General features: G+C 63.5%; 15 protein-coding genes. 12 read left to right on the top strand and 3 right to left on the bottom strand.

Going from position 1 to position 14,353, the window contains the following annotated elements; translation table 11 throughout:
* Positions 1 to 213: 213 nt before the first annotated feature.
* Complete coding sequence (locus IF690_RS07470; protein WP_202699576.1) at positions 214 to 525, bottom strand: DUF2288 domain-containing protein; 312 nt, start codon at positions 523 to 525, stop codon at positions 214 to 216.
* 339 nt (positions 526 to 864) lie between these two features.
* Between IF690_RS07470 and IF690_RS07465 the strand changes: the two genes are divergently transcribed.
* The 9 genes from IF690_RS07465 (at position 865) to IF690_RS07425 (ending at position 8,650) form a co-directional block, all read left to right on the top strand.
* A complete protein-coding gene (locus IF690_RS07465; RefSeq protein WP_025806742.1) occupies positions 865 to 1,992 on the top strand; it encodes a branched-chain amino acid ABC transporter substrate-binding protein in 1,128 nt (375 codons plus the stop codon).
* A 231-nt stretch (positions 1,993 to 2,223) separates the two neighbouring features.
* Positions 2,224 to 3,147 carry a high-affinity branched-chain amino acid ABC transporter permease LivH gene (gene livH / locus IF690_RS07460; protein WP_007926616.1) on the top strand — a complete coding sequence of 308 codons (924 nt, stop codon included), beginning with the start codon at positions 2,224 to 2,226 and terminating at the stop codon, positions 3,145 to 3,147.
* Positions 3,144 to 4,400 carry a high-affinity branched-chain amino acid ABC transporter permease LivM gene (locus IF690_RS07455; protein ID WP_202699575.1) on the top strand — a complete coding sequence of 419 codons (1,257 nt, stop codon included), beginning with the start codon at positions 3,144 to 3,146 and terminating at the stop codon, positions 4,398 to 4,400. The genes livH and IF690_RS07455 overlap by 4 nt, the downstream gene beginning before the upstream one ends.
* Complete coding sequence (livG, locus tag IF690_RS07450) at positions 4,397 to 5,164, top strand: high-affinity branched-chain amino acid ABC transporter ATP-binding protein LivG (protein ID WP_007926620.1); 768 nt, start codon at positions 4,397 to 4,399, stop codon at positions 5,162 to 5,164. The genes IF690_RS07455 and livG overlap by 4 nt, the downstream gene beginning before the upstream one ends.
* On the top strand, positions 5,165 to 5,866 hold the full coding sequence (locus IF690_RS07445) for an ABC transporter ATP-binding protein (protein WP_007926621.1): 702 nt from the start codon (positions 5,165 to 5,167) through the stop codon (positions 5,864 to 5,866).
* A 289-nt stretch (positions 5,867 to 6,155) separates the two neighbouring features.
* Positions 6,156 to 6,461 (top strand): BufA1 family periplasmic bufferin-type metallophore, encoded by a 306-nt coding sequence (locus tag IF690_RS07440; RefSeq protein WP_009047384.1) that lies wholly within the window; start codon positions 6,156 to 6,158, stop codon positions 6,459 to 6,461.
* 31 nt (positions 6,462 to 6,492) lie between these two features.
* The gene (gene bufB / locus IF690_RS07435; RefSeq protein WP_252189537.1) at positions 6,493 to 7,377 is read left to right on the top strand and encodes an MNIO family bufferin maturase; all 885 of its coding nucleotides are present in this window, start codon (positions 6,493 to 6,495) and stop codon (positions 7,375 to 7,377) included.
* Entirely contained in the window at positions 7,374 to 8,144 is a 771-nt protein-coding gene (locus tag IF690_RS07430; RefSeq protein WP_202699573.1) for an HvfC/BufC N-terminal domain-containing protein, read from the top strand. Before bufB ends, IF690_RS07430 begins: the two co-directional genes overlap by 4 nt.
* 2 nt (positions 8,145 to 8,146) lie before the next feature.
* A complete protein-coding gene (locus IF690_RS07425) occupies positions 8,147 to 8,650 on the top strand; it encodes a DoxX family protein (RefSeq protein WP_198919841.1) in 504 nt (167 codons plus the stop codon).
* 249 nt (positions 8,651 to 8,899) lie between these two features.
* Here the strand turns inward: IF690_RS07425 and IF690_RS07420 are convergent, their stop codons facing one another.
* Positions 8,900 to 9,808, bottom strand: a complete 909-nt coding sequence (locus IF690_RS07420) for a LysR family transcriptional regulator (RefSeq protein ID WP_202699572.1) — start codon at positions 9,806 to 9,808, stop codon at positions 8,900 to 8,902.
* A gap of 108 nt (positions 9,809 to 9,916) precedes the next feature.
* Between IF690_RS07420 and IF690_RS07415 the strand changes: the two genes are divergently transcribed.
* The 3 genes from IF690_RS07415 (at position 9,917) to IF690_RS07405 (ending at position 13,103) form a co-directional block, all read left to right on the top strand.
* A complete protein-coding gene (locus IF690_RS07415) occupies positions 9,917 to 10,516 on the top strand; it encodes a short chain dehydrogenase (protein WP_202699571.1) in 600 nt (199 codons plus the stop codon).
* 179 nt (positions 10,517 to 10,695) lie between these two features.
* Positions 10,696 to 11,379: a COG3650 family protein gene (locus IF690_RS07410; RefSeq protein WP_202699570.1), complete on the top strand. Its 684-nt coding sequence runs from the start codon at positions 10,696 to 10,698 to the stop codon at positions 11,377 to 11,379.
* 110 nt (positions 11,380 to 11,489) lie between these two features.
* Positions 11,490 to 13,103, top strand: a complete 1,614-nt coding sequence (locus IF690_RS07405; RefSeq protein WP_202699569.1) for an NAD(P)/FAD-dependent oxidoreductase — start codon at positions 11,490 to 11,492, stop codon at positions 13,101 to 13,103.
* 148 nt (positions 13,104 to 13,251) lie between these two features.
* On the opposite strand, the gene IF690_RS07400 is transcribed toward IF690_RS07405, so the two are convergent.
* Positions 13,252 to 14,346, bottom strand: a complete 1,095-nt coding sequence (locus IF690_RS07400; protein ID WP_023969879.1) for a PLP-dependent cysteine synthase family protein — start codon at positions 14,344 to 14,346, stop codon at positions 13,252 to 13,254.
* Positions 14,347 to 14,353: the final 7 nt, after the last annotated feature.

Below are 14,353 nucleotides of genomic sequence, written 5' to 3'. Positions count from 1 at the left end.
ACAGGGGAAATGGCGTTTTACAGGGAAGTGGCGTTAATACCCGGAAACAATCAGGCCGCCCGCGGGCGGCCTTGCAAACTGTTCCCATTCCGCTTACGTCACCGTCAGCCTGAAACGGGTGGGGCCTTTCTTCACGGGCAACTTGCCATCACCGTGATCGCGGTTACTCGGCTACACACTTTCAGCCGGAAAAACCAGGCCCCCTTTTGGTGCTCAACCTTCGGCCTGCGCCCTTTCCTGGACCAGAATCCACGGCGAAACCACCACCGCCCACAGCAGCGGATCACGCTCAACCAGATCCAGCGCCCGCGTCGCAGACACCTTGCCAACCTTCTCGGTGGCCAGCCAGGCAGAGACTTTCTCGGCCTGGTTCTCGGCCATCGCCTCGGCCGCCTCGATCAAATCCAGGCTGGCGTCGACCCACAATAGGGCACCCTTGGCGAAGAATGGCTCCAGCTCCTTCCAGGTAATGGATGCGGTTTCACCAAGCAGCTTGGCATAGAGGGTGCTAGGTTCTTGAGTCATGGGCCTGTCCCGAAAAGAAATCGGCGCAATGATAACGTCGGTACTCTGGCAGACAAACCCGGTTGCAATTGCGTCAACGATAGAGAAGTGCAGGAGAGCCAAGGATTGCTCGCTGAATACGGTCAAACCCCCGCCGCGATTCTGTCTTTTTCTTTCAATAAAGCGACACCCCCTGATTTTGCCCCCTGGCGCCAGCTTCCCAGGCTAACAATCGGCGCTCTACACTGTACCGGTACAGTTGCCGGGGGCATTTTCCGGGGATATCCAAGAGATATCTGACCCGGTTCTGCTGCTACGGCGCCAGGACTATAAAAATTACAACAGTAAGAGTGGAGCACTATGAATAAGGCTACTAAGCAGATTTCCAAACTGTTTGCCGCTATGGTTCTGGCCGGAGTCGCCAGCCATTCGTTCGCAGCTGACACCATCAAGATCGGCATCGCCGGCCCCAAGACCGGCCCTGTAGCCCAGTACGGCGACATGCAGTTCAGTGGCGCCAAAATGGCCATCGAACAAATCAACGCCAAGGGCGGCGTCGATGGCAAGCAACTCCAGGCCGTCGAATACGATGATGCCTGCGATCCGAAACAAGCCGTCGCCGTGGCCAACAAAGTCGTCAACGACGGCGTCAAGTTCGTGATCGGTCACCTGTGCTCCAGCTCCACTCAACCGGCTTCGGACATCTACGAAGACGAAGGCGTGGTCATGATCACCCCCGCCGCCACCAGCCCGGACATCACCACCCGTGGTTACAAGATGGTGTTCCGCACCATTGGCCTGGACAGCGCCCAGGGCCCTGCCGCCGGCAACTACATCGCCGACCACGTGAAACCGAAAATCGTTGCCGTGCTGCACGACAAGCAGCAATACGGTGAAGGCATCGCCACCGCCGTTAAACAGACCCTCGAGAAGAAAGGCACCAAGGTTGCGGTGTTCGAAGGCATCAACGCCGGCGACAAAGACTTCTCCTCGATGATCGCCAAGCTCAAGCAAGCCAACGTCGACTTCGTCTACTACGGCGGCTACCACCCGGAGCTGGGCCTGATCCTGCGCCAGGCCCAGGAAAAAGGCCTGAAGGCCAAGTTCATGGGGCCGGAAGGCGTGGGTAACGACTCCATTTCGCAAATCGCCAAGGACGCTTCCGAAGGCCTGCTGGTAACCCTGCCGAAATCCTTCGACCAGGATCCGGCCAACGTGGCCCTGGCGGATGCGTTCAAGGCCAAGAAAGAAGACCCGAGCGGTCCGTTCGTGTTCCCTTCCTACTCCGCGGTTGAAGTCATTGCCGGCGGTATCACCGCGGCCAAGAGCGAAGACCCGACCAAAGTGGCCGAAGCCATCCACGCCGGTACGTTCAAGACCCCGACCGGCGACCTGAGCTTCGACGCCAAGGGCGACCTGAAAGACTTCAAGTTCGTGGTCTACGAGTGGCACTTCGGCAAACCTAAAACCGAAGTCTCGCCTCAATAAGGCCCTGTCTGACTGACTGCCAATAAAGCCCACGGCGTGCCGTGGGCTTTGTTTTACGAACGTATTGGGCCTGTTTTCCGTGATCCGGAAGCCCGCCCACCTGAAAATCTCAAAACCGTCATCAGCGGTTCGCTGGCAAAACCTGACCCGAAGTGGATGCAGATCCACAGGAAGCAGGCGGGAAAATGACTCCACCAGTGAAATGCGTATCAGGTTTTTAGGAGCGCTGTAATGCCTGACCTCTATCACTTTTTCCAACAGCTGGTTAACGGTCTCACCGTTGGCAGCACGTATGCCCTGATCGCCATCGGCTATACGATGGTTTACGGCATCATTGGAATGATCAACTTCGCCCACGGCGAGGTGTACATGATCGGTTCCTATGTGGCGTTCATCGCCATCGCAGGGCTGACCATGATGGGACTCGACAGTGTCCCGCTCTTGATGACCGCGGCCTTCATCGCGACCATCGTCGTGACCAGTGCCTACGGCTACAGCATCGAACGGATCGCCTACCGCCCCCTGCGCGGCAGCAACCGTCTGATCCCGCTGATCTCGGCCATCGGCATGTCGATCTTCCTGCAGAACACGGTTCTGCTGGCGCAGGACTCCAAGGACAAATCCATCCCCAACCTGATCCCGGGCAACTTCTCCATCGGGCCAGGTGGCGCACATGAAGTGCTGATCTCCTACATGCAAATCGTGGTGTTCGTGGTGACCCTCATCGCCATGCTCGGCCTGACCCTGTTCATCTCCCGTTCCCGCCTGGGCCGCGCCTGCCGTGCCTGCGCCGAGGACATCAAGATGGCCAACCTGCTGGGTATCAACACCAACAACATCATCGCCCTGACCTTCGTGATCGGTGCCGCGCTGGCGGCGATCGCGGCCGTGCTGCTGAGCATGCAATACGGCGTGATCAACCCCAACGCCGGCTTCCTGGTCGGTCTCAAGGCCTTCACCGCCGCGGTACTGGGCGGCATCGGCAGCATTCCGGGCGCCATGCTGGGCGGCCTGGTACTTGGGGTGGCGGAAGCCTTCGGTGCCGATATCTTCGGCGACCAGTACAAGGACGTCGTGGCGTTCGGCCTGCTGGTTCTGGTGTTGTTGTTCCGGCCAACCGGCCTGCTGGGCCGTCCGGAGGTTGAGAAAGTATGACTAGGAATTTTCGACAGGCGTTCTTCAGCGCCTTGCTGGTGTGGGCCGTCGCCTACCCGATACTCGGTTTGAAACTGACCATCGTCGGCATCAACCTGGAAGTCCATGGCACCAGCCCTACCACGCTGATGATCATCGCCGCGTGTTCGGTGCTGATGTTCCTGCGGGTGCTGTTCGACCAGCAGATCAGCGCGGCCTGGAAGTCCTCGCCCAACATGCCGGTGATCCCGGCCAAGGCCAGTAACTTCCTGACCCTGCCGACCACCCAGCGCTGGATCATCATTGCGCTGATCATCGGTGCGCTGGTCTGGCCGTTCTTCGGCTCCCGCGGCGCGGTGGACATCGCCACCCTGGTGCTGATCTACGTGATGCTCGGCCTCGGCCTGAACATCGTGGTCGGCCTGGCCGGCCTGCTGGACCTGGGTTACGTCGGCTTCTACGCCGTGGGCGCCTACAGCTACGCGCTGCTGTCGCACTACTACGGGTTGAGCTTCTGGATCTGCCTGCCTATCGCCGGCCTGATGGCGGCCGCCTTCGGCTTCCTGCTGGGCTTCCCGGTACTGCGCCTGCGCGGTGACTACCTGGCGATCGTGACCCTGGGCTTCGGTGAAATCATCCGCCTGTTCCTGCGTAACCTGACCGACCTCACCGGGGGTCCGAACGGTATCAGCAACATCGATAAACCGACGTTCTTCGGCCTGTCCTTCGAACGCCGGGCCGCCGAGGGCCTGCAGACCTTCCACGAGTACTTCGGCATCGAATACAACTCGATCAACAAGGTGATCTTCCTCTACCTGGTCGCGTTGTTGCTGGCATTGTTCGCCCTGTTCGTCATCAACCGCTTGCTGCGCATGCCCCTGGGGCGTGCCTGGGAAGCCCTGCGTGAAGACGAAATCGCCTGCCGCGCACTGGGCCTGAACCCGACCGTGATCAAGCTGTCGGCCTTCACCCTGGGTGCCTGCTTCGCCGGTTTCGCCGGCAGCTTCTTCGCCGCGCGCCAGGGCCTGGTGACGCCGGAGTCCTTCACCTTCATCGAGTCCGCGACCATCCTCGCCATCGTGGTGCTGGGCGGCATGGGCTCGCAGTTGGGCGTGGTCCTCGCGGCCACCGTGATGATCCTGCTGCCTGAACTGATGCGTGAATTCAGCGAATACCGCATGTTGATGTTCGGCGCCATGATGGTGCTGATGATGATCTGGCGTCCTCAAGGCCTGCTGCCCATGCAACGTCCTCACATGGAGCTGCGCAAATGAGCCGTGAAATCCTCAAAGTAACGGGCCTGAGCATGCGCTTTGGCGGCCTGCTGGCGGTCAACGGCGTGGCCCTGACCGTCAAAGAGAAACAAGTGGTGTCGATGATCGGCCCGAACGGCGCCGGCAAGACCACGGTGTTCAACTGCCTGACCGGTTTCTACCAGCCCACCGCCGGCAGCATCCTGCTCGACGGCGAGCCGATCCAGGGCCTGCCCGGCCACAAGATCGCCCTCAAGGGCGTGGTACGCACCTTCCAGAACGTGCGGCTGTTCAAGGACATGACCGCGGTCGAGAACCTGTTGATCGCCCAGCACCGTCACCTGAACACCAACTTCCTGGCCGGCCTGTTCAAGACCCCGGCGTTCCGCAAGAGCGAGCGCGAGGCCATGGAATACGCCGAGTACTGGCTGGAAAAGGTCAACCTCAAGGAGTTCGCCAACCGTCCCGCCGGCACCCTGGCCTATGGTCAGCAACGCCGCCTGGAAATCGCTCGCTGCATGATGACCCGTCCGCGGATCCTCATGCTCGACGAACCGGCCGCCGGCCTCAACCCGCGGGAAACCGAAGACCTCAAGGCGCTGATCGGCGTGCTGCGCGAAGAGCACAACGCGACCGTGCTGCTGATCGAACACGACATGAAGCTGGTCATGAGCATTTCCGACCACATCGTCGTGATCAACCAGGGCACGCCCCTGGCCGACGGCACGCCGGAACAGATCCGCGACAATCCCGAAGTGATCAAAGCCTACCTGGGGGAAGCGTAAATGCTGCAGTTCGAAAACGTTTCCACCTTCTACGGCAAGATCCAGGCGCTGCACAGCGTCAACGTCGAGATCCGCCAGGGCGAGATCGTCACCTTGATCGGCGCCAACGGTGCTGGCAAATCCACCCTGCTGATGACCCTCTGCGGTTCGCCGCAGGCCCACAGCGGCAGCATCCGTTACCTGGGTGAAGAGCTGGTCGGGCAGACCTCCGCGCAGATCATGCGCAAGAGCATTGCCGTGGTGCCGGAAGGTCGTCGGGTGTTCGCCCGCCTGACCGTGGAGGAGAACCTCGCCATGGGCGGGTTCTTCACCGACAAGGGCGATTACCAGGAGCAGATGGACAAGGTCCTGGGCCTGTTCCCGCGCCTCAAGGAACGCTTCAACCAGCGCGGCGGCACCATGTCCGGCGGCGAACAGCAGATGCTCGCCATCGGCCGCGCGCTGATGAGCAAGCCCAAGCTGTTGCTGCTCGACGAACCGTCCCTGGGCCTGGCGCCGATCATCATCCAGCAGATCTTCGACATCATCGAACAGCTGCGCCGTGACGGCGTGACGGTGTTCCTGGTGGAGCAGAACGCCAACCAGGCGCTGAAGATCGCCGACCGTGCCTATGTACTGGAAAACGGCCGGGTGGTGATGCAAGGCACCGGCGAAGCCCTGCTGACCGACCCCAAGGTGCGCGAAGCCTACCTGGGCGGCTGAGCCTCCGCTGCAACCAAGAACGGCCCTTCGGGGCCGTTTTTTTCGCCTGGAAATCGCCCCTCCTGTAGCCGCTGCCGCAGGCTGCGATCGGGGCGACGCCCCGACTCGGAAGGCCAGGTACACCGCGCGGCCAGTGATTGCGCCGGCTTCGCCGTCGATCGCAGCCTGCGGCAGCGGCTACAGATGAAGATTTTTTCGCCTGGGCTGTAACAAACCCCATCGACCTTTCTCTAGAGGGGTAAGCAGGCACACATGCCTGCCTTCCCACTACCTTTTCTGGAGAAACACCATGACCGCTACCACTCGCACCCTGTCCGCCGCCGCCCTGGCCCTGGCCCTCGGTTCTGCCTTGAGCATGGCCGCGCTGCCGACCACCGCCCAGGCTGCCGACGACATGGAGAAATGCTTTGGCGTCGCCATGAAAGGCAAGAACGATTGCGCGGCGGGCGCGGGCACCACCTGTGCCGGCACCGCCAAAGTCGACCACCAGGCCAACGCCTGGAAACTGGTTCCTAAAGGCACCTGCGAGAAAACCGCCAGCAGCACCTCGCCTACCGGTTTCGGCCAGCTCCAGGCCTACAAAGCCAAGTCGTAATCCACTGTCTGCCTGAGTGTCGATGATGAACATGGCCGTACCACTCTCCCTCCATCCCGCCACTCAGGCGCCCCTCTCCAGCCTGCCGCAACGCGCCGGGCTGGGGCTCAAGACCGAGCACTTTCGCCAGGTCCTGAGGGAACAGCCCGATATCGGTTTCCTTGAAGTCCATGCGGAAAACTACATGGTCGCCGGCGGGCCGTTCCACCACTACCTGGGGCTGATCCGCGAGCAGTACCCGCTGTCGCTGCACGGCGTCGGCCTGTCGATCGGCGCCGAAGGTCCGCTGGACCACCAGCACCTGAAACGCCTGGCGGTGCTGATCGAGCGTTATCAACCCCAGTCCTTTTCCGAACACCTGGCCTGGTCCAGCCATGGCCCGGTGTTTCTCAATGACCTGCTGCCCCTGGCCTATGACCGGCCGACGCTGAACCGCGTCTGCGACCACATCGACCAGGTGCAGAACACATTGCGCCGCCCCATGCTGCTGGAGAACCCGGCGACCTACCTGGAGTTTCGCCAGTCGAGCATGGACGAGGCCGAATTCATCCGCGAAGTGATAAGTCGCACCGGCTGCGGCCTGTTGCTGGACGTGAACAATGTCTATGTGTCGTGCATCAACCACCGGCGCGACCCGCTGGCCTACATCGATGCCCTGCCGTTGCACGCGGTGGGCGAGATTCACCTGGCCGGGTTTGCCGAAGACAGCGATAGCCTGGGCGAGCGCCTGCTGATCGACGATCACGGCGCGCCGATCGACAACGCCGTGTGGGCGCTGTACTTGCGGCTGCTGGAACGGATCGGACCGACCGCGACCCTGATCGAGCGCGACAACCAGGTGCCGGCGTTTTCCGTGCTGCACGCCGAGGTGCGCCAGGCGGACGAGCTGCTGCAATGCGCCAGGAGGCTGCCGTGAACACGCAAGCCAGCTTCGCCAGCGCCCTGCTCGACCCCGAGCAGCCCTGCCCGGCGGGCCTGTACTGCGGCAACGGTGCCGACCCGGCCAGCCGCTTCGCGGTGTACCGCAACAATGTGCAGAGCTCGTTGATCAACGCCCTGGCCGATGCCTATCCGGTGGTGGCGCAACTGGTGGGCGATGCATTCTTCCGGGCCATGGCCGCGCTCTACGTCAGGCGCTTCCCCCCCACCAGCGCCGTGCTCAGCGACTACGGCCACGACTTCGCCAATTTCATCGGCGGTTTCCCTCCCGCCGCCGGCCTGCCTTACCTGGCCGATGTCGCGCGCCTGGAGCGCCTGCGGGTCACCGCCTATCACGCCGCCGACGCCTGCCCGGTACAACCGCAGCAGATCGCCGCGGCCATGGCCGAGCCTGCAACCCTGGGGCAGTTGCGCCTGGAACTGCACCCTTCGCTCGGCCAGCTGGAATCGGCGCACCCGGTGGTCGCCTTATGGGCCGCCCACCAGGGTGATGGCGACTGGCAGGCGATCGACCTGCAACAAGGGCAAAACGCCCTGGTACTGCGTCACGACCTGGAGGTCGAAGTGTTCGCCATCGACGCCGGGGGCGCCCGCTTCATCCACGCCCTGCGCCACTCACAGCCGCTGCAAGTCGCCGCGGCCCATGCCTTGGCGACCGATCCGGCATTCGAGCCGAGCCAGGCCCTGGCGCTGTTGATCGGTCGTGGCGCCATCACTCGCCTGTCCCCCCATTCCGAGGTCTGAACATGCACACCCATTGCACCAAGCATCATCCGCTCAGCCACGGGGTGAACCGGCTCATCCAGCTGCTGGAGCGTATTCCCCACAGCCTGATCGCCTTTATCGCGCGTTTCTCCATTGCCGCGGTGTTCTGGAAGTCCGGCCAGACCAAGGTCGAGGGCCTGGCCATCGATCTGTTCTCCGGGACATTCGAGCTCGGCATGCCGCGCCTGGCCGACTCGACCATTCCCTTGTTCCAGAGCGAATACCGGGTACCGCTGCTCTCCCCCGAACTGGCCGCGCACCTAGCGGCATTCGCCGAGCATCTGTTCCCGCTGCTGCTCCTGGTCGGTTTCGCCACGCGCTTCTCGGCCCTGGCGCTGCTGGGCATGACCCTGACCATCCAGCTGTTCGTCTACCCCGACGCCTACCCGACCCACGGCACCTGGGCGGCGGTCCTGCTGTACCTGATGGCCCGAGGCCCCGGCAAGCTCTCCATCGACCACCTGATCGCCCGCCGCTACCGCTGACCTCACACCTCTCCCGTAGGAGCGCAGCTTGCTCGCGATGAACGATAACGCGGTTTTTCAGACAGTCCGCGGCGCGGCCATCGCGAGCAAGCTTCGCTCCTACAGATCTGCTCGCCCACCGCTGTAGCTGTAGCCGCTGCCGCAGGCTGCGATCGGGTCCGAAGGACGCGCAAGGTCTCAAGACCGCTGAGGCCCTTCGGGCTTTGCGCAGCCTGCGGCAGTGGCTGCAAGGTCCATCGCAGCATCAAGTCAGAGGCGGTCCAGCGCTTCTCCACTGCGCTTGAACCAGCCGATCAGGTAATCGGCCAGGACCTGGGTGCGCCTGGGCAGCCCGCCCTGATACGGGTGCACCAGGTACATCGGCATGCTGCGGGTCTGGTAGTCGCGCAGCAGCCCGCGCAAACGCCCGTCGGCCAGTTCCGCCTGCAGCAGGTAGGACGGCAGCCGGGCGATCCCCGCCCCCACCAGTGCGGCCTGCTTCAGCAGGTTGTAGTGATTGCTGGCGAAAGGCCCCGACACCCGCACCCGCAACAGCTCGTGCTGCTGGTGATAGAGCCACTCCTCGCGACCGCTGTAATGACTGTTGAGCAGGCAGCGATGCTCGGCCAGGTCCCCGGGCACCAGCGGCTCGCCATATTGCTCCAGGTAGACCGGGCTGGCGCAGGTCATCTCGTGCCAGGCCAGCAACGGCCTGGCCACCAAGCGCTGGTCATTGGCCACCTCCGAACGGATCGCCAGGTCGAAACCGTCCCGGGCCAGGTCGCGGTAGTTGTTGTTCAGCTCCAGCTCGATCTGCACCTCGGGATACTGCCGGGAAAATTCCAGCAACAGGCCTTCGAAGAAGGTCTCCCCCAGGGACACCGGCACTGTCAGCCGCACCGGCCCGGCCATGTCGTCCTTGAGCCGCGCCAGGGCCTGGCGCGCCCGCTCGACCTGGGCCAGCAGCGCCTGGGCCTGGGGCAACAAGGCCGCGCCCGCCGCAGTCAGGCTCAAGCACCGCGTGGTGCGCTGCAACAGCACGACCGAGAACTGCGCCTCCAGGGCGCTGATGCGCTTGGACAATTGCCCCTTGCTACAACCCAATTGCTGGGCGGCCAGGGTGAAACTGCCGGCCTCGATCAGCACGGCGAACGCCGCCAGGTCATCCATCTCGCTCACGGATTGTTTCCATTTGAAAACCAAAGGTTGCCTATTAGTGCGCTAATCAACAGGAAAAACCAGCACTAGACTGCAACCTCGTTCAACCCACGCGAGGAACTCCCCCCCATGAAAATTCTTCTGATCGGCGCCAACGGCACCCTAGGTTCAGCGGTCGACAAAGAGTTGTCGCAGCGTCATGAAGTCATCCGCATTGGCCGCACCAGCGGTGATTTCCAGGTGGATATCAGCGACAGCGCCTCGATCCGCGCTCTCTTCGAGAAAACCGGCACATTCGACGCACTGATCTGCGCCGCGGGTAATGTCACCTTCGCCCCGCTGGATGAGATGAGTGCCCAGCACTTCGCCCTGGGCCTGCAGGACAAGCTGATGGGCCAGGTCAACCTGCTGCTGATCGGCCGCGAGTTCGCCAACGACGGCGCCTCGTTCACCCTCACCTCCGGCATCCTCAACCGCGACCCGATCCGCAGCGGCGCCTCGGCGGCCCTGGTCAACGGCGCCATCGACGGTTTCGTCCGCGCCGCCGCCATCGAGTTGCCGCGCGGCCTGCGGGTGAACTCGGTAAGCCCGACCGTGCTGGTGGAGGCCATGGACAGCTACGCCCCGTACTTCCGTGGCTACAAACCGGTTCCCGGCGCCGACGTAGCGCTGGCCTACGCCAAGAGCGTGGAAGGCCTGCAGACCGGCCAGACCTACATCGTTGGCTGACCCCGAGCCCCTGCAGGAGCAGCCGGTCGACGCTCGATTGCCCGCAATGGCGCTGCCCCCGGCACACCGCAGCGCCCGGATCGCCGACAAGCCTGGCTTCTTGGAATCGCGATTGGATCCGGGGTTGTGATGAGCGGCCGGGCTGCGTAACGTGGCGGCACTTGATTGGAGACCCGACGATGCGTGCCGCCCGTTCCCTTGTTTGTATTGCCCTGCTCCCCCTGTTTGCCGGTTGCCAGATGCTGTCGGTGTTCGATGGCCAGCCCCGGACGCAGTCCCAGGCCGGCCAGACCCGCATGCAGGGCACCCTGACCGCCGCCGATGGCCAGTTGCTGTTCAAGCCTTGCGTCGGCGAACAGCGTTATGTGGTCAAGGACAACGGTGGCACCAGCATCCTCCAGGAAGCCGCCAGCCTGGCCGACCAGCAGGGCACGTTGTTCGCCGACCTGCGCGGGCATTTCTCCCCGAGCAAGGCCGGCGGCGCCGACAGTGAAGTGGCGTTGAGCCAGTTGTATCGCATCGAACGCTCGAACGATGCCTGCAGCGATCCCGACTTCCCGCGCCTGATCCTGCGGGCCAGTGGCAAGGCCCCGGACTGGAACGTCGATGTCAACGCCAAGGGCATGCGCATCGAACGCGCCGGCCAGCCGGCGCTGGCGCTGCCTTACCTGGAAGAACAGCTGGGCGACGGCCGTTTCAACCTCAGCAGCGAAGCCAACAACCGCCACGTCGAACTCTGGGTCGCGCCGCAGCGCTGCGTGGACAGCAAGACCGGCAGCGTGCAGCACCTGACCGCGGAACTGCGGGTCGATGGCCAGGTCCAGCGCGGTTGCGCCTATTTCGGTGGCTCGCGCAGCGACTGAGGCGACGGACAACCGTTTTAACCTCACGGGGTCCGGGCTTTGCGGCTTATAATCGCCGGTTTGTAAAACCGCCCTGACGCATTGGTGCGTCCCGCGAACCGGACCCTGTCATGTTACGAATCACCGAACTCAAGCTGCCGATCGACCATCCCGATGAAGACCTGCGCCCTGCCATCCTGCAGCGCCTGGGCATCGCCAGCGAGGACCTGCTCGACTTCACCCTGTTCAAGCGCAGCTACGACGCGCGCAAGAAGTCGTCCGAGCTGTGTTTCATCTACACCCTCGATCTGCACGTACGTGACGAGGCCAAGCTGCTGCACAAGTTCGCCGACGACCGTAACATCAACCCGGCGCCGGATGTCAGCTACAAGGTCGTCGGCCAGGCGCCCGCGGACCTGGAGCAACGCCCGATCGTGGTCGGTTTCGGCCCCTGCGGGATTTTCGCCGGCCTGCTGCTGGCGCAGATGGGCTTCAAGCCGATCATCCTCGAGCGCGGCAAGGAAGTGCGCCAGCGCACCAAGGACACCTGGGGCCTGTGGCGCAAAAGCGTGCTCAACCCGGAATCCAACGTGCAGTTCGGCGAAGGCGGCGCGGGGACCTTCTCCGACGGCAAGCTGTACAGCCAGATCAAGGACCCGAAACACCACGGTCGCAAGGTCCTGCACGAGTTCGTCAAGGCCGGCGCGCCGGAAGAGATCCTCTACGTCAGCAAGCCGCACATCGGTACCTTCCGCCTCACCGGCGTGGTCGAGAACATGCGCCAGCAGATCATCGCCCTGGGCGGTGAAGTGCGCTTCGAGCAACGGGTCACCGACGTACTGATCGAAGACGGCCAACTGGTCGGCGTCGAGCTCAACAGCGGCGAACGGCTGCACTCGAAACACGTGATCCTGGCCCTCGGCCATAGCGCCCGCGACACCTTCCGCATGCTCCATGGCCGTGGCGTCTACATGGAAGCCAAGCCGTTCTCCGTGGGTTTCCGCATCGAACACCCGCAGTCGCTGATCGACAGCGCGCGCCTGGGCAAGTACGCCGGCCACCCGAAGCTCGGCGCCGCCGACTACAAGCTGGTACACCACGCGAAGAACGGCCGCTCGGTCTACAGCTTCTGCATGTGCCCGGGCGGCACCGTGGTGGCGGCGACCTCCGAGCCGAACCGCGTGGTCACCAACGGCATGAGCCAGTACTCGCGTAACGAGCGCAACGCCAACTCCGGCATCGTGGTCGGCATCACCCCGGAAGTGGATTACCCGGGTGGCCCGCTGGCCGGTATCGAGCTGCAGGAGCGCCTGGAATCCCACGCTTTCGTGCTCGGCGGCAGCAACTACGAAGCCCCGGCGCAACTGGTCGGCGACTTTATCGCCGGCAAGCCGTCCACCGCCCTGGGCAGCGTCGAGCCGTCCTACAAGCCGGGCGTCGCCCTGGGTGACCTGGCCCTGGCCCTGCCGGACTTCGCCATCGAGGCGATCCGCGAAGCGCTGCCGGCCTTCGAGCGACAGATCAAGGGCTACTCCCTGCACGACGCGGTACTGACCGGGATCGAGACCCGCACCTCGTCGCCGCTGCGCATTACTCGCGACGAATCGATGCAGAGCCTGAACGTGAAGGGCCTGTACCCGGCCGGTGAAGGCGCCGGTTATGCCGGGGGCATCCTCTCGGCCGGGGTCGACGGGATCCGCATCGCCGAAGCGGTGGCGCGCAACATCCTCGGAATCGAGGCGTAAAAAAGGCCTCTGCCAGAGGTAGAGGCCTCCCTGTAGGAGCGAGCTTGCTCGCGATGGCGGCCAACGATCACGCGGGGCATCTGAAACAGCGCGTTGTCCTGACGTTTTTCGCGAGCAAGCTCGCTCCTACAAGGGTGGGTTTGCGGCCTCAGATGCCGGCGCGCAAGACGCTGGCCGGCAACGGCTCGCCACGCTCCACACTCGCTGCCACCGCCTCGATCAAGGCCGTCAACGGGTAACCCTGGGCGGTCAGCCAGTCCTGATCGTAATAGGTGGTCGCATAACGCTCGCCACCGTCACACAGGATGGCGACGATCGAACCACTCTCCCCAGCCTGTTTCATCTGCTGCGCCGCCATCAGCGCGCCGATCAGGTTGGTCCCGCTGGAACCGCCCACCCGCCGCCCCAGGCGCTGCGCCAGGTAATGCATGGCCGCCAGCGACAGGGCATCCGGCACCTTGACCATCGCATCGATCACCTTAGGCAGGAACGACGCCTCGACCCGTGGCCGGCCAATCCCTTCGATGCGCGAACCGCAATCCAGGCGCAGGCTGGCGTCACCGCTCTGGTAGTAATCGAAGAACACCGAACGCTCGGCATCGGCGCACAGTACCCGGGTGCAATGCTGGCGATAGCGCACATAACGCCCCAGGGTGGCGGTGGTGCCGCCGGTGCCCGGGCTGGAGATCAGCCATTTGGGCTCTGGGTAACGCTCGAAGCGCAGCTGCTGGAAGATCGACTCGGCGATGTTGTTGTTCGCCCGCCAGTCGGTGGCGCGCTCGGCGTAGGTGAACTGGTCCATGAAATGCCCGCCGCTCTCCCGGGCCAGGCGCTCCGACTCGGCGTAGATCTGCGTCGGGTCCTGCACCAGGTGGCTCTTGCCGCCGTAGAAGGCGATCTGCGCGATCTTTTCCTGGGACGTGCTGGCCGGCATCACTGCAATGAACGGCAAGCCCAATAGGCGCGCGAAATAGGCTTCGGAAATCGCCGTCGAACCGCTGGACGCCTCGATCACCGGCGCCCCGGGCTTGAGCCAGCCGTTACACAGCGCATAGAGGAACAACGAACGCGCCAGGCGATGCTTGAGGCTGCCGGTGGGATGACTGGACTCGTCCTTGAAATACAGCTCGATGCCCGGCAGGCCCGGCAAGGGCAAGGGGATCAGGTGGGTATCGGCGCTGCGCTGGAAGTCGGCTTCGATGATCCGGATGGCCTCGCGGGCCCACTGACGGTTGTCGCTCATGGTGTTT

Origin of the sequence: Pseudomonas sp. SK3(2021), assembly GCF_016772375.1 — a bacterium.
Lineage (GTDB): Bacteria > Pseudomonadota > Gammaproteobacteria > Pseudomonadales > Pseudomonadaceae > Aquipseudomonas > Aquipseudomonas chlororaphis_I.
Note: the sequence above shows the minus strand (reverse complement) of the source record. Positions and strands in the feature narration are given on the sequence as shown.